At 41.9% G+C, this 22,340-nt stretch carries 15 protein-coding genes; 6 read left to right on the forward strand and 9 right to left on the reverse strand.

Translation table 11 applies throughout. From position 1 onward, the window contains the following. Window positions 1–252: 252 nt before the first annotated feature. Window positions 253–474, forward strand: coding sequence for a hypothetical protein (locus AACW45_RS30400; protein ID WP_190636881.1), 222 nt, complete (start codon window positions 253–255; stop codon window positions 472–474). Between the two features lie 445 nt (window positions 475–919). Here AACW45_RS30400 and AACW45_RS30405 read toward each other — a convergent pair whose 3' ends face one another. The 6 genes from AACW45_RS30405 to AACW45_RS30430 all read right to left on the reverse strand — a co-directional run bounded on the left by AACW45_RS30405 (window position 920) and on the right by AACW45_RS30430 (window position 10,040). Then, a complete protein-coding gene (locus tag AACW45_RS30405; RefSeq protein WP_190636883.1) occupies window positions 920–2,137 on the reverse strand; it encodes an ABC transporter permease in 1,218 nt (405 codons plus the stop codon). Window positions 2,138–2,189: 52 nt separating this feature from the next. Continuing rightward, on the reverse strand, window positions 2,190–3,641 hold the full coding sequence (locus AACW45_RS30410) for an efflux RND transporter periplasmic adaptor subunit (RefSeq protein ID WP_190636885.1): 1,452 nt from the start codon (window positions 3,639–3,641) through the stop codon (window positions 2,190–2,192). Between the two features lie 929 nt (window positions 3,642–4,570). Further along, complete coding sequence (locus tag AACW45_RS30415) at window positions 4,571–5,992, reverse strand: TolC family protein (RefSeq protein WP_190636887.1); 1,422 nt, start codon at window positions 5,990–5,992, stop codon at window positions 4,571–4,573. Between the two features lie 254 nt (window positions 5,993–6,246). Beyond that, complete coding sequence (locus tag AACW45_RS30420; protein ID WP_277877866.1) at window positions 6,247–6,918, reverse strand: ABC transporter ATP-binding protein; 672 nt, start codon at window positions 6,916–6,918, stop codon at window positions 6,247–6,249. A gap of 65 nt (window positions 6,919–6,983) precedes the next feature. Further along, window positions 6,984–8,261, reverse strand: coding sequence for an ABC transporter permease (locus AACW45_RS30425; RefSeq protein ID WP_190550431.1), 1,278 nt, complete (start codon window positions 8,259–8,261; stop codon window positions 6,984–6,986). A 222-nt stretch (window positions 8,262–8,483) separates the two neighbouring features. Continuing rightward, complete coding sequence (locus AACW45_RS30430) at window positions 8,484–10,040, reverse strand: efflux RND transporter periplasmic adaptor subunit (RefSeq protein WP_190636889.1); 1,557 nt, start codon at window positions 10,038–10,040, stop codon at window positions 8,484–8,486. Between the two features lie 950 nt (window positions 10,041–10,990). Here AACW45_RS30430 and AACW45_RS30435 point away from each other — a divergent pair. After that, entirely contained in the window at window positions 10,991–11,875 is an 885-nt protein-coding gene (locus AACW45_RS30435) for a tetratricopeptide repeat protein (RefSeq protein ID WP_190636891.1), read from the forward strand. A gap of 147 nt (window positions 11,876–12,022) precedes the next feature. On the opposite strand, the gene AACW45_RS30440 is transcribed toward AACW45_RS30435, so the two are convergent. Further along, window positions 12,023–12,421, reverse strand: coding sequence for a response regulator (locus AACW45_RS30440; protein WP_096645377.1), 399 nt, complete (start codon window positions 12,419–12,421; stop codon window positions 12,023–12,025). A 228-nt stretch (window positions 12,422–12,649) separates the two neighbouring features. Between AACW45_RS30440 and gyrA the strand changes: the two genes are divergently transcribed. Both gyrA and AACW45_RS30450 read left to right on the forward strand, forming a co-directional pair. Next, window positions 12,650–15,151 carry a DNA gyrase subunit A gene (gene gyrA / locus AACW45_RS30445; protein WP_190636893.1) on the forward strand — a complete coding sequence of 834 codons (2,502 nt, stop codon included), beginning with the start codon at window positions 12,650–12,652 and terminating at the stop codon, window positions 15,149–15,151. Window positions 15,152–15,700: 549 nt separating this feature from the next. Beyond that, window positions 15,701–15,883 (forward strand): chlorophyll a/b-binding protein, encoded by a 183-nt coding sequence (locus AACW45_RS30450; protein ID WP_190636896.1) that lies wholly within the window; start codon window positions 15,701–15,703, stop codon window positions 15,881–15,883. Between the two features lie 472 nt (window positions 15,884–16,355). Here AACW45_RS30450 and rpoD read toward each other — a convergent pair whose 3' ends face one another. Then, the gene (gene rpoD / locus AACW45_RS30455; protein WP_096645380.1) at window positions 16,356–17,534 is read right to left on the reverse strand and encodes an RNA polymerase sigma factor RpoD; all 1,179 of its coding nucleotides are present in this window, start codon (window positions 17,532–17,534) and stop codon (window positions 16,356–16,358) included. A gap of 1,259 nt (window positions 17,535–18,793) precedes the next feature. On the opposite strand from rpoD, the gene AACW45_RS30460 reads away from it, so the two are divergent. Next, window positions 18,794–18,970, forward strand: coding sequence for a hypothetical protein (locus AACW45_RS30460; RefSeq protein WP_339385106.1), 177 nt, complete (start codon window positions 18,794–18,796; stop codon window positions 18,968–18,970). A gap of 129 nt (window positions 18,971–19,099) precedes the next feature. Here the strand turns inward: AACW45_RS30460 and gyrB are convergent, their stop codons facing one another. Next, complete coding sequence (gyrB, locus tag AACW45_RS30465) at window positions 19,100–21,043, reverse strand: DNA topoisomerase (ATP-hydrolyzing) subunit B (RefSeq protein ID WP_190636900.1); 1,944 nt, start codon at window positions 21,041–21,043, stop codon at window positions 19,100–19,102. A 357-nt stretch (window positions 21,044–21,400) separates the two neighbouring features. On the opposite strand from gyrB, the gene miaA reads away from it, so the two are divergent. After that, entirely contained in the window at window positions 21,401–22,297 is an 897-nt protein-coding gene (gene miaA, locus AACW45_RS30470) for a tRNA (adenosine(37)-N6)-dimethylallyltransferase MiaA (RefSeq protein WP_190636902.1), read from the forward strand. Window positions 22,298–22,340: the final 43 nt, after the last annotated feature.

A 22,340-nucleotide genomic window follows, 5' to 3' on the forward strand; every position in this document is an offset into this window, starting at 1 on the left:
ACCACAATCTACTTAATTCGTTGATTTTTCCATTTTTGGGTGTAAAGCTTGTCACTCAGTTATCCTGAGTTACTTTGTCATGTGTTTAGTCTAAACTCCAGGAACTCGGAATTTCATGTTCAAAACTCGAAACTTTATGTTCCGAACTCGAAACTTTATGTTCCGAACTCGGAATTTCATGTTCAAAACTCGAAACTTCATGTTCTGAACTCGGAATTTTCTGTTCAGAAGTGCAACATCCGAGATCCAAGGGTGAATGATGGTGAAAAAAAGGCGAATATTTTCCTAAATATCTTCTTTTCAGCAGCTTGCAAACTCAAGCTACCACAAATATCTTTCATCGGGGCACAAAAATTTTACGCCCTCAGAGTATTTTTCATCACTGGCGAGAATTTTTTTGGTAATTTTCTCGCAAAAAATTGGCATGATGCAAATTTAATCTGCACCGGGAAAAATAATATTGTGATTCGTTGAGATGTTAAGTAGGTCGGCGCAATTAAACCTAACTGCCGGGGGCTGTCATTTGTCCTTTGTCATTGGTCATTGGTAAGGGTTTTAAGCCTGTTTACGTTTCGTAATATAACTTGGTTTATTCCCGCCGACTTACTTAAATCGGTTGGAGGAGGGCACGGCATTGCCGATGCCCCTACGGTATGATTTTATGAATGACAAATAGTTGATCGTTGAGTTGTTGAATCGGTTGGGGGAGGGCACGGCATTGCCGATGCCCCTACGGTATGATTTTACGAATGACGAATAGTTGATCGTTGAGATGTTGAATCGGTTGGGGGAGGGCACGGCATTGCCGATGCCCCTACGGTATGATTTTACGAATGACCAATGACAAATGACCATTGACCAATGACAATTGTACAGACGCGATTCATCGCGTCTCTGACAAATGACCATTGACCAATTATCACGCGCTTCTTAAGGCGACAATTGGGTCAAGTTTGGCGGCGCGTCTTGCAGGTACGACGCCAAAGAATAAACCGATTCCGCCGGAGATACCAACAGCCATTGTAATTGCTACAAAAGAAATGCCAGCTTCTAAAGGTGTTAAGGCGGCGACTAAGAAAATTCCACCAACACCAACCGCAGTACCGACAACACCACCAATGGCGGAAACAATTACGGCTTCAATGATGAACTGTAACAAAATATCTTGCTCGGTTGCACCGATGGCTTTGCGCAATCCGATTTCCTGGGTGCGTTCGGTGACGGATACTAGCATAATATTCATAATGCCAATACCGCCGACGAATAACGAGATACCCGCGATCGCAGCTAGCATGATTGTTAATGCACCTGTAATCTGCCCGACTGTTTGCAAAGCATCTTTTTGGGAACGAATGGTAAAATCATCTTCGCCGTTAATTTTGTGTCGTTGGCGCAGTAAATTTGTAATCTGAAATTCTGCTGCATCGACACTATCGGCGTTTTTGGCAGAAGCAACAATATAGCTTAACTCTAAACCATAGGGAGAAGTCCGCCCAATTAGGCGATTAGCTGTAGTAATAATTGGTACTAATACTGCGTCGTCATAATTCACGCCTAAGTTAGAACCTTTAGCAGCGAGAACGCCAATCACTTGAAAGCTAGTATTTTTAATTCTTAACTGCTGTCCAACAGGATTACTACTACCAAATAATCTTTCCGCTAAATCTGCACCTAATACAGCAACTTGGTGGCTGCGTTTCATATCAATATCGGTGAAAAATCGCCCTTTAGCGGTTTCAAAATCCCTAACTACCAAAAAACTGGGAGTTGTACCAATGATATTCACATCGGTGTTGCGATTGCGGTAAGTCACAACTTGACGGCTATTTAATTCTGCCGTCACATTAGCTACTGTAGGTACTTGAGATGCGATCGCTTCTGCATCTTCCAAAACCAGAGTTTTTGGTAAATCTCTGGTGATACGTTCGGTTTCTTGGTTACCGGGAAGCACAAATAATGTATTCGGCCCCAAAGACTCAAGCTGCTGAGAAACATACCTTTGTCCGCCTTCGCCAATCCCAATCATCGCAATCACCGAAGCGTTACCAATGACAATCCCCAGCATGGTAAGCGCACTGCGTAACTTATTCGACAGCAGGGTTTTCCCCGCCATTTGGATGCTTTCTAAGAAGTTCATTTGTCATTTGTCATTTGTCATTTGTCATTTGTCAACAGTCAACTGTCAACTGTCACTTTTCTATCTTGTAATCCTTGGGTGGATTGAGGAAAATGCGATCGCCACTTTTAACGCCTTCTAAAACCTGGATTTGGTCTTTGATTTGTGCGCCGACGGTGACTTGGCGAAATTGGGGTTTATTGTTTTCGTCGGGGACGAGTACGCCGGTTTGGCCTTTTTCGGTGACGATGGCGACGGTGGGTAATACTAAGGCATTATTGACGCGATCGCCAACAAAGGTTAAGTCTACATTCAAGCCTGAACGCAGTTTATCTAAACCTGTATCTAATGCCACCCGCACTTGGAACGATGTCACGCCCTGTTCTACTACTGCTTCTGGTGCTATTAGGCGCACGTTACCTTTAAATATTTGGTCGGGGTAAGCATCAGCAACGATTTCTACCTGTTGTCCTGGCTTAATTCTGCCAATGTCTGCTTCGGGAACTTGGGCTAAGACTTCTAAACCCCGCGCTACGGCGACAATGGAACTAGATGTTGCTGAGGCGCTACTAGATGCGGAAGTAGTTGGTGTGACAAATGAGCCAACGTTAGCGTACTTCTGGGTAACAATCCCGTCAAAAGGGGCGCGAATTACTGTGTCTGCAAGCCTTACCTGGGCTGCTTTTAACTGGGCTTGGGCTGCTTTTACAGATGCTTGACGTTGGGCAATTTCCTCAGGACGGCTACCATTTTGTAACAGTACAAGCGCGGCGCGGGCTTCGGTAACGGCGGCTTCTCTGGCGTCGATTTCTTCGCTGCGAGTTCCACTTTGCAACAGAGATAGGCGTTTTTGCGCTTCTTGTAAACTAGCTTTGGCGCGGCTATTTTCACTGATATATTGATCGAGCTGATCTTGAGAAGTTGCGCCTTGTCTGGTTAATTCCCGATATCTCTCGACTCTGGCTTGCGTCAAGTTAACTTGGGCTTGGGCTGATTCTACCTGCGCTTGCGCTTGTCCAATTTCTTGGGCGCGATTACCCGCACGGGCTGAGGCTAACTGCGCCTCTACTTGGGCTAAACGCGCTTTGGCTTGGGCGATTTCTTGGGGACGACTGCCGGCTTTGGCTTCATCGAGTTGGGCTTGGGCTTGGGCGATATTGGCTTGATATTGGAGAATTTGCGCTTGAATTTCCCCCACATCCATCCGTGCAATTACTTGTCCTTGTTTAACGCGATCGCCTTGTTCAACATATAATTCACCCAACACCCCCGGATTTTTAGGACTGATATTTACACTCTGAACTGGTACTACCTTCCCACTAGCAGCAATCCGCAAGGTAACGCTTTGGGTTTCTACTGGAACCGTTAATTCCGAAATATCTTGTTTGTTATTTCCCTGATTCACTAAATTATAGGTAGTAGTACTACCTACAACCAATGCACCTGCTGTTACTAGTCCTATCAGCCAGCGCATCGGATACTTAATTTTTTTGCCAATCACGGGGATTTCTACATACGTATTCATGATACCAGCCGATAAGGATTGTTTTGCGGAAATAGCTGTTAGTTAATGGGCTATGAGGGCAGTTTTTCAGAGAATCAAGTTTAGAATAAAGCCTAGTTATTTATTAACGGACTCAATATTCTCTTGCTCAGTTATAGCTTAATTTCCTTTAATTTTAGCTATTACCTGTTTTGCCTAACTTCACCTGAATGGGTGAGTTACAATCAGCAGTAAAGACTCAGTCCTTATTCCCATCTAGAGCATAAATTTAGCTGATAGAAACGAAGAGAGTTTAAGCCTTATCCCTATTTAAAAAAAACAATGCGACAGACTGTAGGGGCATGGCATTGCCATGCCCTCCTAGAATATATTGATGTTTCGCCAACATTATTTAACTTGGTCTTATACTAATTCACATAATGTTGGTGACAAATAAATTCTTTGTAGGGGCACGGCACCAGTAAGATAATTTGATATACCGAAAGATTGTGGATGCCGTGCCCCTACCCATCTGTCGCATTCTTTTTTCAAAATGTTATTACCTGATGCCTATCCTCATAGACATAATTGTATATATTTTACCCATTAAGCATCTTAAAATAACCATTCCTGAGGTTGAATAATATAGTTAGATGAATGGTATCTATCAAGGAAACTAATTCATATAAAAAACCAGTAAATGCAAAAATAGCACTAAAATGCTGACTATAAATCAATACCGTTCAGTTAGCGTCAAAAACCTTAAACCACGTAGGTTGGGTTGAGGAACGAAACCCAACATTTTCGGCGATTTGTTGGGTTTCACTTCGTTCAACCCAACCTACATTTATCCTTAACTGAACCGTATTGGACTATAAATTGAGCTATAGTTAGCATTTCATAGTTGAAAAAATCAGACTAAATTTTTGACTCCAGAAAGATTTGATTTTGATAATTCCTGTGCTAAACCACTAACGCGCAGTTCTCGAAGTGACGGAACGCTGTAAATTAGCCAAAGCGCGATTGTAATCTAAAATCGCTGTCACTCGATTACCTTCAGCCCTAGTTAAATCGTTTTCTGCAGAAATCACCTCAGTTTGCGTACCCACACCAGCTTGTAAACGCAATCTAGCTATTTGCAAAGCTTCTCTAGCTTGGGTTAAAGCTAAAGTCGAAGTTTGCACGTTATCTAAATTAGACTGCAACTGAAAATAATATTGTTCCACATCAAAGCGGATGAGATCGCGCTGGTTAGCAAATTGAGTTTCTGCGATCGCAATATTAGCACGTGACTGCGCTGCTCTAGCTCTAGCTGCACCACCATCAAATAAAGTTAAATTAGCTTGTAATCCTACAGAATAGCCATCAGCAACGCTAATTGCATCGTTATACCTATCCTGCAAACTGTAAATCCCATTTAAACCCAATTGCGGCCCTAATTGCGAAAGTGCTTGTCGGCGTTGTTGTTCAGCTTGATTGCGTTGTGCTAAAAATTGCGGTAATTCTGGGCGATTTTGATAAGCTTGGATGATGGTTTGTTCGAGTGTTAACTGCCATAAACCTGCTAATCTCACCGGATCGGCGGCAGTAATATCTACTGATTGTGGCAAACTTAAAAGAGTAGCAAACTGACGCCGAGCTATTCTTTGTTGAGATATTGCATTAGTCAGTTGCTGTTGAGCATCGGCTAAATTAACCTGCGCTTGCAATACATCAAATTGCGTACCTACTCCCGCTTCTAGTCGAGCTTGAGTATCGCGTAAACTCGCCTGAGCATTTTCTACCGCAGAGCGATTAATTCTGACTTGTTGATCTGCTTGTTGTAAATTGTAATATTGAGTAGCAACATTTAAACCAACTACCGCAGATTGATTTTCAAAATTTAATTCATCAATTCTTACCTGTTCTTCAGCAGAACGAATACTAGCTTGGCGATTTCCAGATGTATATAGGTCATAATTGATTTGTGCTTGACCGCTAAAAGATGTCGTTGATGGCGATGAACCACCAAAAAAACCATCACCATTATTAGTTAAATTTCCATTAATACTAGCATTAGGCAGTAAAGCCGCCTGAGCTTCCCTCAGCGCACTTTGACTGCGTTCTAATTGAAATTGTGCTGCTTGTAAATCTCGATTATTGCGTTTTGCTAATTCTAAAGCTTGATTTAAACTAATAGGTACAGTTCCCTGAATCCTGACTTCTTCCGGGTTAGTAGGAAATTGTAAAGGATTAGGATTCGGTGTGAGATTATCGAGAACTGAGGTTGAATTATTCGTCTGATTTGGAGATTGCAGCGTTTGTGCATCTGCGCTTTTAGTAAATGTTGGGATTAAAAGAGAAACTAAAACAGCAACCCAGGTAAAATGCACGCGGAATAATATCGAGTTCATTGTTAATACAAAAATAATTCGTAATTCGTAATTCTTAATTAAAACTTACGCATATTCTATGAATTCTTGGCGTCTTGGCGTCTTGGCGGTTAAATAATAGGACTTACGCACAAACTACGGAAGAATCGAACCGCGTTCGCGTAGCGTCTCGCAGAGAAGACACGTTCGGCGAAGCCGTTCCCGAAGGGTAGGACACGAAGAAATAAGAGTTTCAAAGGTATTTTGCGTAAGTCCTGAATAAATTAAATTTACAATCAACCAACAATTAACCCATCCTGTACGCGGATAGTTCTGTGAGTTTGTGCAGCAATATCTGGCTCATGGGTAACGATAACAATAGTAATTCCTTGCTCATTTAATTCTGTTAATAAATTCATAACTTCGTAAGAAGTTTCTGTGTCTAACGCACCTGTCGGTTCATCAGCTAAAACTAATGCAGGACGGTTGACTAAAGCACGCGCGATCGCAACTCGTTGTTGTTGTCCCCCAGAAAGTTGACTAGGACGGTTAGCTACACGTTCTTTAAGTCCTACTCTCTCTAAAGCTTCTAATGCTCTTTGCTGACGTTTAGCCTTGGGAATATTGGCATAAACCATCGGTAGCATGACATTATCTAACGCCGTTGCTCTTGCCAAAAGATTAAATTGTTGAAACACAAACCCAATTCTTTGATTGCGAATATAAGCTAATTCATCATCATTAAAAGTAGTTAAATTTCTGCCTTCAAAAATATAATGTCCTGCCGTTGGACGATCCAAACAACCTAAAATATTCATCAAGGTAGATTTACCCGAACCTGATGCACCCATAATTGCCACATATTCACCTTCCTCTATTGAAAGTTGAATTCCCTTAAGTATGGGAACATCAATTTCTCCTAAATGGTAGGTTTTAGTAATAGATTCCATCCAAATCATTGTGGGCATATCAATTTTAGATTTTAGATTTTAGATTTTAGATTTTAGATTTTGAATTTTGAATTTTGAATTGATTAGTCGCTCCTTAAGGCGGTAATTGGATCTAATTTGGCGGCATTTCTCGCGGGAATAACGCCAGCAATTAAGCCAACGGTTAACGAAAGTCCAAAACCAACAATTACTGAGATTAAAGAAATTACAAAGGGAAATTTAAAAATACTGGCTGCACCAAATGCGATCGCAACACCACTCACCATGCCAATGATTCCACCGACAATGGAAATCACGATCGCTTCGGCTAAAAATTGATTTAATATGGCTGAATTCGTCGCGCCTACGGCTTTGCGGATACCAATTTCTCTGGTACGCTCGACTACAGAAACTAGCATAATATTGGCAATCCCAATACCGCCAACTACTAGAGAAATTCCCGCGATCGCTACTACCATGATTGTAAATAAACCCACGACATTGGTTAAAGTACTCACGATATCAGCTTGATTGGTAACGCGAAAATCATCTACTTGCGGCGGATAGATATTGTGACGCAGGCGTAAAAGATTAGTCACCTGAAACTGTGCTGCTTCTAACTGTTCTTGATTGGCAGCTTTGACTAAAATCCCATTTACGGAAATACCTGTTAGGGCATTATTACCCACTAGTCTCGCTGACATACTCGTTAGAGGGATGAAAATTTGGTCATCGCGATCGAAAGGCCCCTGAGAACCTTTAGGTTCCATCACGCCAATGACTCTATAAGCTTCTCCCCGAATGCGGATAGTTTCATCTATAGGGTTAGCACCTTGTCCAAACAGAGTCCGCAGCACTGTCGGCCCCAGTACAGCCACCTGTGCAGAGGTATCTAGTTCATCTTGAGTAAAATATCTCCCTTGTTGCGGGTAAGTATTTCTCGCTTCTGGGTAGTTTAAATCTGTACCGTAAATTGTGGTTGATGTGTTTTGTCCTTCATAAACAACTTGGGCATTTCGCTGCAAATAGGCAGAAACAATTTGCGCTGATGGTGCTTGAGTTGCGATCGCTTTTGCATCTTCCCAGGTTAAAGTGCTACTTGAACCCAACCCTTGGCTGATATTCCCGCTTCTCGCCGCACCTGCTAAAATTTGCAGCACATTCGTACCCAATCCTTGTATCTGCTGCTCAACTCCCTTTTGTACCCCTTGACCTACAGAAGTAATCGCAATCACCGAAGAAATACCAATAATTACGCCCAGCATCGTCAATCCTGTGCGTAATTTATTACTCCATAACGTCTCTGCTGCCATTGATAAAATTTCCCACAACGGCACAGTACGGGTATTATTTTTTTTGTAAAAACCCAGGAATTTGAACATAGGGACTAAAGGCTAGGGGGCAGAGGGAAAAATAATACTAATTCAAATAATATTTGCGACAAATAAATTCTTTGTAGGGGCACGGCATCCACAATCTTTCGGTATCTCAAATTATCTTACTGGTGCCGTGCCCCTACCCATCTGTCACATTCTTTTTTCAAAATGGTATAACAATTGTACAGACGCGATGAATCGCGTCTCTAAGTCTCTGAGCAATGACAATTAAAGCGAACCACCACCTTGAGAACGACGACCGCCACCACCACCGCCACCACTGACGCCGGGGAGGACTCCGCCTCGCGGTGTGGATTGGGGTCTGGAACCTGGGGGGAAACTGAGCAATACTTTTTCTGTTCCTGTCAATCCCGATTTAACTTCCGTAAATTTGTTGACGGTGACCCCAGTTTCAATGGGAGTAAATACAGGTTGGTTATCTTTCCCTGCTACATATACACCTGTGGCATTTTCCCGACGAACTACTGCGGCTGTGGGGACTACGAGTGCATTTTCTAACTGACCGACTTGGAAATCTGTAGTTACGTTCATCCCCGAACGGAGTAATCTTTGCGGATCTGTCAGGGTAACTCTAACTTCAAAACTAGTTACGTTTTGTGAAACGACAGATTGAGCCGCAATTTGTCTGACTCTACCTTCAAAGATTTTGCCGGGATAAGCATCTGCCTTAACTGTAACTTTTTGACCAATGCGGATTTTGGAAATATTGGTTTCCGCTAAATTGGCGACTACTTCATTGGTAGAAGCGAGCGCCAAAATAGAGGAAGATGTCGCGGAAGATACGTCACTACTTGCCGTTGTTGGGGTAACAAAGGCTCCTGGATCGGCGTATTTCTTGGTGACAACACCATCAAAAGGGGCGCGAATAATTGTGTCGTTAATTTGGGCTTGGATATTTTGCAAAGAACCACGCGCAGATGTTACCTGAGCGCGGGCGACGCTGATATCTTCTTGGCGCGTTCCGGCTTGGAGAAGTGCTAAAGCTTGTTTTCTTTGGTTAACTGTCGCTCTGGCTTGCTCAATGTCTTCTGGACGGGAACCGGATTTTTGTAAATTTACTGCTTGCTGGGCTTCATTTACCGCCGCTTGAGCGCTATCCCGATCTGCACGTTTTTGATTAACTGTCTGTAGAGAAATACCACCGGAATTGTAAAGTTGCAAATTGCGGCGATAATCGTCGTCTGCTTTTGCGAGAGTGGCTTGGGCACTTTGTAAACGTGCTTGTGCTTGGGCAATCTCTTGCGGACGATTACCTGCTTGTACCTTTTGCAAATTCGCTTCGGCTTCGTCTAGTTGCGCCTGTGCTTGAGCAATATCTTGGGGGCGATTACCAGCTTGGGCTTTTTGCAGATTTGCCTCAGCTTGTGCTAATTGTCCTTGGGCAGAGGTGAGCTGTCCCCGCAGATTGGAATCATCCATATAAGCGACAATCTGCCCTTGTTTGACGATATCGCCTTCTTTGGCTAAGAGTCTTTTGAGAATCCCGGAATTTTTCGGGCTGAGGTTAATTGACCGCTCAGGTTTTACCGTACCATTGGCAGAAACTGCGATCGCTAAAGTTTGTCTTTCTACAGGCTGGGTCAAAACTCGCCGTCTCGCTTGCTGCGCCGGAGCCACAGCTACTTGGTAATAAATTACATAGCCAATTCCCCCCAACAACATCAGAGTAACTAGCCAAGGTAGCCATTTAATCTTGCCTTTGCTTCTTTTGACATCAGTAACCAAAGGTGGTGAATTTACAGGGTTTGAGGCATCAATTGTCATAGCTACTCTTTTTTATTATTGGTAAACATGACTTAACCACAATTTTATTGTATAAATTCATGCTAGTAATTATCTTACAAAATCTGCAAAATTGGTGCATGACTAAAGTAACTAGTAATGCCCCACTGATATATGACCAAAGTCATCAGTTATGCAGAAATAAAGTGCATGTAATTTATCTAACTTAAATCGCAATTCAGCCAGCAAAAAAACTATTCTGGCTGTGGCTAGTAAGTATTTCATACATCAATAATTTTTATACTTTGCGCCCAATAATTGCAACTATCTGAGGCATGGGGCATTGGGCATTGGGCATTGGGCATTGGTAATTAGTCATTTGTCTGTAGGGGCGGGTTCACAAATATCCTCACTGAACAATGATGATTTAAATAAACCCGTCCCTATATTTGTTATTGGTAAGGGCTTTAAGTCCTGTTTATGTCTCATACAATAATTGGCTTTATTTACAGTGATTTACTTACACTGGGAAATCATTTTATTAATTAGCTACCTATTCTATACTTAATGGAATTATGTAACTCTAGTAGTCAGTTTTATTGCCGATTATTATTCCTCAAGTTGCAATTTAATTCAGCAGGATTACTTACTGTCAGTAGACCTAAAATTTCTGCGATCGCTATTGATTTAATCAGGTGTCTAAATTAACTTAAATCACTTGCAAATAGGGACTAGGAGCTAGGAGCTAGAAATTAGAGGTAATGAACAGGTGCTTAACTAATGCCCCATGCCCAATGCCCCACGCCCAATGCCCAATGCCCCATGCCCAATGCCCCATGCCCAATGCCCAATGCCCCATGCCCATGCCCAATCTTTTTAAAATCATCTAAGATTGACTCTTGACTCTTAACGAAAAGTTTGCTTTTCGTCTAGAGTGGAGATCGTTTAAGCTAGCTGAAAGATTGTTTGATTCGTGGGTAAGAGGAGGTAGCGTGCCTAAAAAAATAGGATTGATTTCTTTTCTCGTTGTCTGTAGTTTGTGGAGTATGCCAAAAGCAGCACAAGCACAGGCTTTAATACCTCATACACTGCAACTTGATGCAGGAAAATTGGAAAAACAAGGCTTGAGCTTGGCACAAGAGGCGGCGCAACTAGGACAGTTTCAACAGTTTGAGTTAGCATTGCCAAGAGCTAGGCTAGCTAGTCAACTGGCTCCAAAAAATGATAAAGTTTGGTTTCTATTGGGTGGATTGCATCTCCAAAGCAAAAAGTTTGATGAGGCGATCGCGGCTTTCAAAAAAGCTCAATCTCTCAATCCTAAAAATGCTGATGCTTTGTTTGCAATGGGTTCGGCTCACTTTCAGCAGGAGAAATATCCAGCAGCTATTGCTAGTTACCAAGCTGGCTTGAAAATCAAACCCAACGATCCAGAAGGTTTATTTGATTTGGGGAATGCTTACTATATGACTGGTCGCTTACCAGATGCGATCGCGCAATATAACAAAGCTGTCTCCAACGATCCGAAATTTTGGCCAGCCATTAATAACACTGGCTTAATTCAATACGAACAGGGTGATGTCCAAAGCGCAATCAAGCAATGGCAAACTGCTGTATCTTTGGACAAACAAGCAGCCGAACCTTTATTAGCCTTAGCAGTGGCTTTATACACTAAAGGCGATCGCCAACAGGGTTTAGCAATGGGCGAACAAGCTTTGCGCATCGATCAGCGCTATGGCGATTTGGATTTCCTCAAGCAAAATCTTTGGGGCGATCGGCTACTATCAGATACCAAAAAATTCCTGGAGTTACCCAGGATTCAAGCGGCTTTACAGCAAGGGGGAAGCCCCTTAAATTCCAACCAGCCACCTGCTCAATAGTTAAACAGTAATTTGGCAATTGGTAATTGGAACCGCTTTTACCCACCACTCATTACCACTTGCCGAACTCACAGTGTTTATAGTACATATATACTGAAGTAATCGCAAGTCGAGGATTGCTGAGTGTCAGCCACCAGTTCTTTGCTTTTATTCTTTGGGTAGAAGTGCCAGAATTTGGTCAACAAAAAGTTGATGGTCAACGACAGGCTTAGAGATGTAGCCATCAGCACCGCTTTGTTTCAAGAAGTTTTCGCGATCGCCTTCCATAGCGTGAGCGGTAACCAAAATCACAGGTAAATGTGCTGTTTGCGGGTCAGCTTTTAACATTTGTGTAATTTTGATACCATCAACAGACTTACCTTGGTAGACACTTCGAGACAAAGAAACATCCATCAAAATCAGGTCTGCATCACCAGCTTGAGCAATTGTGATGACTTCGTCCACATTTTCTGTATGCTTAACATCTAAGCCCCCGCGCTTGGTTAAAATCTTGGAAAAAACGCGAGCATTGATTAAATCGTCTTCTACAATCAGAACAGTTTTCATGAGAATTTAACTTATGAGAATGGGGGGGGATAAACATCTGAACAAAACAGTTGTCTGCCTCCTTTTTAGTCTTCAATGTGTCTCCCCGTCATCAAGGATAATACTACTGCTTTTTATCCTCTGACTAACAAGATTTGGTGAGAAATAGCCTTTCATCCGTTATGCTGTGGTTGTTGCAGCGTTTATTTAAAACGACTTTTGTGTAGTTAAATTTCAGGGAACAAGCTCATGGCAAAACAGTTAAACCTTCTCTCAACGGGACAGGTAATCACCACAGCCCTGCACACTGAGATGCAACGGTCTTACCTAGAATATGCCATGAGCGTAATTGTAGGGCGAGCGTTGCCAGATGTGCGCGATGGCTTAAAACCAGTGCATCGGCGGATTTTATATGCAATGCACGAACTGGGTTTGACACCAGATAGACCCTATCGTAAATGCGCCCGTGTGGTAGGGGATGTGCTAGGTAAATACCATCCCCACGGCGATCAAGCGGTTTATGACGCCTTAGTTAGGCTGGTACAGGAATTTTCTAGCCGCTACCCCTTATTAGCAGGACATGGTAACTTCGGTAGCGTGGACAACGATCCACCCGCCGCGATGCGTTATACAGAAACTCGCCTCGCTGCCATTGGTCATGAGGGAATGCTGACAGAAATTGGCGAAGAAACTGTAGAATTTATCGGTAACTTCGATAATTCCCAGCAAGAACCAACAGTTTTACCAGCACAGTTACCATTTTTATTACTTAATGGCTGTGCTGGTATTGCTGTAGGTATGGCGACAAATATTCCCCCCCATAATTTAGGGGAAGTTGTTGATGGTTTAATCGCCTTAATCGATCAACCAGATTTATCTGATGAAAAATTATTTGAATTAATTCCCGGCCCGGATTTTCCCACAGGCGGAGAAATAATTGGTGATGCGGGAATCAAGGAAGCATACACCACAGGGAAAGGTGGGATTGTGTTACGGGGAGTCGCCACATTAGAAGAGATAGCACCTACTCGTGGTAGCAAACGCCGCACAGCAATTATTATTACAGAATTACCTTATCAAGTAAATAAAGCAGGCTGGATTGAGAAGGTTGCAGAATTAGTTAATCAAGGTCGTTTGTTAGGAATTTCTGATATTCGCGACGAAAGCGATCGCGAAGGAATGCGCGTAGTTATCGAACTCAAACGCGATACTAACCCCCAAGAAATTCTCCAGCATTTATATCATCAAACCGCTTTACAAACTAACTTTGGCGCGATTCTCTTAGCCTTAGTAGATGGACAACCCCGTCAGTTAAGCTTGCGCCAACTGTTGCAGGAGTTTTTAAGTTTCCGCGAGCAAACTCTATCTCGGCGCTACAGTTACGAGTTAGGTAAAGCCGAAAGTCGTCTGCATTTAGTAGAAGGTTTACTCTCAGCCTTAGCTCACGTTGATACCGTCATTGAAATTTTGCGCCAAGCTGCTGATGGTAGCACGGCGAAAATTAGCCTTTGTAGTCGGTTAGATTTAACCCAAGTGCAAGCAGATGCGATATTAGCTATGCCCTTGCGCCGTTTAACCAGCTTAGAACAGCAGAATTTACAGCAGGAGTTTGCACAACTATCAGAGCAAATTGATTTATTACGGCGATTACTCAGCGATCGCAAAGAATTACTCAAAGCACTGAAAAAAGATTTGCGATCGCTCAAGCGCAAATACAGCGATCCGCGTCGTACCAAACTCGTACCTTTTACGGCAGAAATTAAGAAGCCAGAAGAGAAAGGAAAAACTCGCCAATCAGCCGCAGAAGATGAAGACAGTCCTCAATCTTCCCAACCAGCCGAAGCAGCGATTTTAGAATTTACCCAACGGGGATATGTGCGCCGAATTCAGCCCAACGGTAAAAAACCCAAAGCTGACAACGGTTTAACCGATCATGATTTTATTATTCAAACTCAGTCAACCGACACCCACCAAGATTTATTAGTCCTTACCAGTGGCGGTAAAGTTTACCCAGTCAGGGTAGGAGATATCCCTGTTATTACCTCACGTTCGCCCAAGGGTAAACCGCTAATCACTATGCTCAGTAGTACAGCCCAAGGTACTCAAGAAGCGGTGATTAATCGTTTTGTGATACCAGAAAATGCTGACACTACGCAAATTATTCTGTTAACAAAACAAGGAAGAATTAAACGTCTAGCCTTAGAAGAATTAGCTAACCTCACCCGGCGTGGTGTAACAATAGTCAAACTCAAAGACGATGATGAATTATTATTAAGTCAATTCACCACCACAGGCAAACATCTAATTGTCGCCAGTTCCAACGGACGTTTATTGAAATTCCCCGTAAATGACGAACAATTACCCATTATGGGACGCACGGCGATGGGATTGCAAGCCCTACGAATGCTGAAACATCAGCAAATGGTAGGCTGTGTCACGGTAAACGAACAAGAAGACTTACTGCTAATTACCGAAGAAGGATATGCAAAGCGTTTTCCCGTCAGTCAACTCAGATCTGCCAATCGCGGTGATTTAGGGACTCAATACCTCAAATTCGCCAGCAAAACCGACAACTTAGCCGGCATGGTAGGAGCGATCGCTTCTGGGGAAATCGCCTTAGTCACAAATAAAGAACGAGTATTGCGCATACCAGTAGAAACTGTACCCCTATTAAATAGAGACGCCAAGGGAGAAAGCATTCTCCAACTCAACCGCGATGAAAAAATCATCACCGTTGTCGAAGTGCGTTAGGCGATGAAATTATCCACTGTAGGGGCGGGGTTCCCCCGCCCTTGATTTAGCGATCGCTGTGGCAATATTCCGTAATCAAATTTGTAAACAAATATTGATATTTCTGAGAATAAAAGCCAGATTTTTTTGCGAAAAAATGGCGCAAATACTGTGTAAAGACTTGATATTTCATGTCTCTACAACAGACTTTTGTGTCGTTACGATTGTTAGCAATTGAGCAAATCTTCCCAGATTAGGTAAAATAGTTGCAAAAGAATTTCAATAAAAATTGCATTGTTCAATATCAAGCAATGTCAATTCAGCCCCCAGCTTAAATTTGGGCAGAATTTATTGATTTTTCTGAGTATAATTACTCAATATTTTCTTTCGCAGATCAACCTCTTCCTACATCTAGAGATAGATATTTAGGCTCATAGCTATCAGTTACTGTTTCTTAGGTCAAGTTTCAGCAACAAAACTACAAACATATCCTTGCAATTATGAGGATAGTTGTTATATTAGTTTACATAACCCAATAAATCTTATTACATACCCTTTGGAGTATCCACCATGACTAATGCCACCAAAACAATTACCGCTCCTGTAGTTGAAGATCGTAATGCTTGGCGTTGGGGTTTTACTCCCCAAGCAGAAATTTGGAACGGTCGTTTAGCCATGATCGGCTTTTTAGCTGCGGCTTTAATTGAGCTACTTTCTGGTCAAGGCTTCCTACATTTCTGGGGTATTCTCTAATCCCATTTTTTTGGATTTGAGATTCTCAAATTACTTTTAGGACAAGTCAGTAGCTAACAGTTGTCAAGCTAAATAGTTTTGGATTCAAAACTTTTGCCGTCAGACTGTTGTTCAAGCATTAAAATACAAAATTAACTACAAATGAAAAACCTGGGGATAAAAACATCTCCAGGTTCTTTATTGCAGGTTTGTCAATTGTTAGTGGTCAGTGGTCAGTAGTCAGTAGTCAGTAGTCATACCAACTCACACAAATATGATACGAATGTAGGTTGGATTGAGGGACGGAACCCAAAACATCAAAGTTTTATAATTGTTGGGTTTACACAACGTAAGCCCAATGACAAATGACCAATGACCAATGACCAAATAAAAAAACTTCACCCCCAAGCGGATGAAGTTCTTTATTGTTGCTAATTTGTGTTTGGTTATAGTCATTAGCCAAGATAAATGACTAATAACCAACGACTAATAATTAGCGAATATATTCCTTGAGAACACTATTGCGATTTGGATGACGTAACTTGCGGAGTGCTTTCGCTTCAATTTGACGAATGCGTTCGCGAGTAACGTTAAAAATCTGACCAATTTCTTCTAAAGTCTTCATCCGACCATCATCTAAACCGTAGCGCAATCTCAACACATCTCTTTCGCGAGGGCTAAGACTGTCGAGGACTTTTTCTAAGTCTTCGCGCAATAGGTTTTTAGAAACTTGGTCTTCTGGTGTCTCGCCATCAGATTCAATAAAATCACCTAAGCGAGAATCTTCTTCTTTACCAATTGGTGTTTCTAAAGAAATTGGCAATTGAGCCGATTTAGCTATAAAGCGTAATTTCTCAATTGTCATTTCCATGCGGGTAGCAATTTCCTCTTCAGTGGGTTTACGTCCCATTTCTTGAGAAAGCAACTTGGTAGTTTTCTTAATCCGAGAAATGGTTTCGTAAAGATGAACAGGAAGACGAATTGTCCGCGATTGATCGGCAATTGCTCTGGTTATTGCTTGGCGAATCCACCATGTAGCGTAGGTAGAAAACTTATAACCTTTCTCATGGTCAAACTTTTCAGCAGCCCGAATCAAACCAAGACTTCCTTCTTGAATTAAATCTTGGAAGGATAAGCCCCGATTCATATATTTCTTGGCAATTGAAACTACAAGGCGCAGGTTGGATTGCACCATTTTATCTTTTGCCCGGCGACCAATATGCAGCTTGTAGCGAAACGCTGACAATGGCAATTGCACAGCTTCTGCCCATTCGCTATCCTTAGGATCGCGATCCAACTGTTCGGAAAGCCTTTCTCTAATCCGCTCTAATTCCAATAATTCGGCGATTTTACGCGCCAATTCGATTTCTTCGTCTGCCCGCAACAAACGAATTCGACCAATTTCTTGCAAGTAAAGCCGAATCGAATCTTCTGTGTAGTGCTTTTTCTTGCTTTGTGCCCGACGACGCGACTTAGCGGCTTTTCCAGACTTTGCGTCGTCCTCATCAGACTGAGGCTCTAAAAACTCATCAATTTCGCCTTCATCGCTGAGTAATAAGTCCTCATCGACTTCGTCGTCGATTAACAATGGATCTAACTCGAGATCGGGCTGATTTATCATTTCTAGGTCAGGCTGATAAATGCTTTCGAGTACGTTGTTAGCCTGGTTCATGCCGCGTTCCTCATGCTCCTTGCAGAATCAATTACTCAAGATGTTGTGTTTACTGCTCTTATTAATTGAGCAAATTTATTACCGAAAATCTTTTTTTGGCTGAGTTGCCAGATATATTTTCGGGAATTTTCTCTCTCTTTGGGAAGAGTTTTTTACTAAGTATGTAAATCGCTTGTAGCTGACTTACTCACCTTAGTAAAGGTTATGCGTATTTTCACCGCATACTACCTTTAACTGACTTGTCTCGAAAAAGACATGTCTTGATAAAAAAATTTACCACTGCAGTTAAATAAACATAACTGTGGGCAGATTTTTTCCGTAAAGACTGTTCCGATTGTAGCCTGTTTCACAGAAATTGCACTCTTTTTGTGTATTAATCTTTTAGCCACTAACAGAGGTAAAGCCACTATTATCAAAAAGAACTTCAAAATGGTAGTCATACCTTTCAATCTTTTCCGAAACTTTTTGGAATTGCAGTGGCATTGTCATTACTTTAAAAGGTAAGTAAACCTGTTGATGCTAGTTTCTAAGTAGAATGCACAACATGAATTACTGAGAAACAGCGCATTTTATATTAACTCAAGTGAGAAGCAATAGCGCAGGTATTTTTACATTTCCTTCATAAAGTACTCAGTTCTTGAAGCTAAAGTGAAATATCCCGCTAGGTAGATACAGCAACTAAGACAATGTTTGCCTTGGACTGGACTAGATTATGTGTACTAGTTACCGCAACTAAGGAGTTTAGGTAACGGTGGAATCAGCCTGATAGCAGATCGATGAAGATGCAACTAATTTGGTCTTATTCACACGTTAGCGCACTAATGTGATTTCAGCCCTATGAAACTTGACAAACTTTTCCTATTGTATCCAACGATATTTTAATCAATTCATTAAGGATTTGACATCGTAGACGATCGATTATTTGTTCTTTAAATAATTGAAAATCTAGATTGTGGGTTGGATACTTAGTTGACAATCTCTCATTAGTAAAATACTTGTAAAGTTTAATACTTTTTTTTCATTATTCCATCGGACTGAGGTTGATTGATTAATCTTAAAGCTACATAGCAAATGCTTTTGAATTATATGAGTTTAAGCTTTGCTCTTTCAGGATAACAAATACTTTTCCTGTTGATGGGAAAAATATACGGATATCCATGAAGTGTTTTTTATTTCTCATCTAATAGAGATGAGTCAGGAAACTTGCCTATGCTATATCCTTGCACGTGAAAACCATAGGTTGACAAAAAATAATTTATATGTATTCAGGAATTGCAATGAATTTTACAAGCTTTGTAATTTATGTTTATCTATTGTATCAATCAAGTATCATTGTTGGGCATTGGGCATTGGGCATTGGGCATTGGGCATTGGGCATTGGGCATTGGGCATGGGAAAGAGAGATTTTGATGTTTTCTGGTGTATGTGGTTCATAAGGGCTACTGAAAGTCTGAAGACAGCAACTCATGGTGAAAGGTTGCAAATTACTAAATAAATAGGGCGCGATCGCCGCGCCCTGTAATTTAATGCAATAAACCTACAAAAAAGTTAACTATTAGCAGAATTTAGATGTCTAAATCGGTTAAGTTCAGTTTAGAGCCGTAGGTTTCGATAAATTCTCTTCGGGGTGCGACGCGATCGCCCATTAAAATTGTAAAAATGCGATCGGCTTCGGCAGCATCTTCAATTTCTACTTGCTTCATTTTGCGAGTTTCTGGGTTCATTGTCGTTGTCCAGAGTTGTTCTGGCATCATTTCCCCCAAACCTTTAAAACGTTGGATGGTGTAATTAGCATTGCTAGGAAAGGCGGCAATTTTTTGTTGTAATTCGCGATCGCTATAACAATACTCGTGATTGCGTCCCCGTTCTAATTTATAGAGTGGCGGACAAGCAATATAAATGAAACCCTGTTCAATTAACGCTCGTTGATACCGATAGAAAAATGTTAATAACAGAGTCCTGATGTGCGCGCCATCTACGTCAGCGTCGGTCATAATTACTATCCGGTGATAGCGCAGTTGGGAAGCGTCGAATTCTTCACCTTTAACACCTAAACCTAGTGCTGTAATTAAGGCTTGGATTTCATTATTTTTATAAATTTTGGAATCGTCAGTTTTCTCAATATTGAGGATTTTACCGCGCAGAGGCAGGATAGCTTGGGTACGGCGATCGCGTCCTTGTTTGGCACTTCCGCCTGCTGAATCGCCTTCGACAATATAGATTTCCGATTCGCTGGGATCGCGAGTACTACAATCAGCCAGCTTTCCAGGTAAGGGTGATGATTCCAGTACGGACTTGCGGCGTACTAATTCCCGTGCATGACGCGCTGCTTCAGCCGCTTTAAATGCTTGGATGGCTTTATCTAAAACCGCATCAGCGACGCTGGGGTGAAATTCTAAGTATTCGGTGAGAACTTCACCAACTAAAGAATCAACGATTCCCCGGACTTCCGTGTTACCAAGTTTGGTTTTAGTTTGTCCTTCAAATTCCGGATCGGGAACTTTGACGGAAATAATTGCTGTTAAGCCTTCGCGGACATGTTCGCCACTGAGGTTAGGTTCATTTTCTTTGATTTTGTTACGCTTGCGGGCGATCGCATTTAACGTCCTTGTCAAAACTGCCTTCAAACCTTCTAAATGGGTACCACCATCAACTGTGCGAATATTATTGGCAAATCCGAGAACATTATCTGTATAAGCATCAGTACACCACTGCAAAGCTACTTCTACTTGAACATTGCTGCGTTCTCCCTGCACATAAATAATTTCTTCATGTAGAGGCTGCTTTTCGCGGTTCATGTAAGCAATATACTCTTTGATCCCGCCCCCATACTCGTAAGTTTCTATCTTGGGGGTATCGCTTTTCAGCAGTTCTGGGCGGTTATCAGTAAATGTAATTTTGACACCTGCATTCAGATAAGCCAATTCCCGCAGGCGACCCGCTAAAGTAATATAATCAAATTCAGTACCTGTGGTAAAAATTTGTGTATCAGGGAGAAATGTGACAGAAGTTCCGGTTCTAGCTTCTTTTTCTTTATTAGGCTTCACCTGTAGGTCGCTAACTGGAATACCCCGTTCGTAACGCTGGAGATGAACCTTTTTATCTCGCCACACTGTAACTTCTACAAATTCTGATAAGGCGTTAACAACAGAAATCCCTACCCCGTGTAATCCTCCAGAAACTTTGTAGCCACCGCCACCAAATTTACCACCGGCGTGCAATATAGTCAAAACCGTTTCCAACGCTGACTTACCGGTTTTTGGGTGAATATCAGTAGGAATCCCACGACCATCATCTGTTACAGTTACAGAACCATCGGCGTTGATATCTACCTCCACATGGGTACAGTAACCAGCTAAAGCTTCATCAATAGAATTATCTACGACCTCGTAAACTAAATGGTGGAGTCCCTTCGGACCAGTAGAACCGATGTACATACCTGGTCGTTTGCGGACGGCTTCCAGACCTTCCAGAACTTGAATCTGATCGGCACTGTAACTGCTCGTCATGAAAATTCTCCTGATGCTTGGGGTTAAAATCGCTGAAAAAGTAAAAAAGTCAAATCACTCCAAAATTTTAACACAAAAGCCTTGCTGGCGTCTGTAGGGCATTTTTGTGGGAGGTTTATACAGGGATTGCATCCCTGGTAGGGGATAGGGGATAGGGGCTAGGGGCTAGGGAAGGAGGACAAATGACTGTTGACTGTTGACTGTTGACTGTTGACTGTTGACTGTTGACTGTTGACTGTTGACTGTTGACTGTTGACTATTGACTGTTGACTATTGACTGTTGACTATTGACTGTTGACTGTTGACTGTTGACTGTTGACTATTGACTATTGACTATTGACTATTGACTATTGACAAATGACTAAATTAGTTGTGATTTGTGGCGCAACGGCTACAGGTAAATCGGGTTTGGCTTTGGCTTTGGCGAGGGAGTTGGGGACTGCGATCCTCAGTGCGGATTCTCGCCAAGTTTATTGCGAGTTTAATATTGGCACAGCCAAGCCGACTTTGGCAGAACAAAAATTAGTGCCGCACTATTTAATAGATATCTGCACGCCAACAGACACGATGACGGTAGCAGATTATCAAGAAAAAGCGCAAGATTTAATTGCTTCTATTTCTAGTTCTCCTTTATTGCTGGTTGGGGGTACAGGTTTATACATACGTTCTATTGTCCAAGGAATGAAAATTCCCAGGGTAGCACCGCAATTAGAATTGCGATCGCAACTTTCACAAATCGATCAAAATCAACTTTACGCTATGTTGCAGCAAGTTGATCCTATTGCTACACAAAAAATTCATTCTCGCGATACAGTCAGGACTTTAAGAGCTTTAGAAGTGTATTATGTTACGGGAATACCTATTTCCGCCCAACAGGGGGAGAACCCGCCAGATTACCCGATTTTGCAAATTGGTTTAGATTGCGATTCGGAAGCTATACAGCTACGTATTCACCAGCGTACCGAACAAATGATCGCTGATGGATTAGTGGCTGAAGTCGATGGACTTTGTGAGAAATATGGTTTTGATTTACCGTTATTAAATACTTTAGGATATCAAGAAATTAAACAGTATTTGACTGGGGAAATTTCTTTAGCAACAGCGCAAGAATTAATAGTTTTACATACGCGACAATTTGCCAAGCGACAACGCACTTGGTTTAAAGCATATCCGCAAATTGAATGGTTTAATGCTAACGATCCCGATTTATTTATAAAAGTTTTGCAGCGTGTCAAGCAGTTTATGGACAACTGAAATCGGGAGCATCCCAATTTTGACGCAATACCCTAGAAGGGTA

Source organism: Calothrix sp. FACHB-168 (assembly GCF_963889195.1).
In the GTDB taxonomy this organism is placed as follows: Bacteria; Cyanobacteriota; Cyanobacteriia; order Cyanobacteriales; family Nostocaceae; genus Aulosira; species Aulosira anomala_A.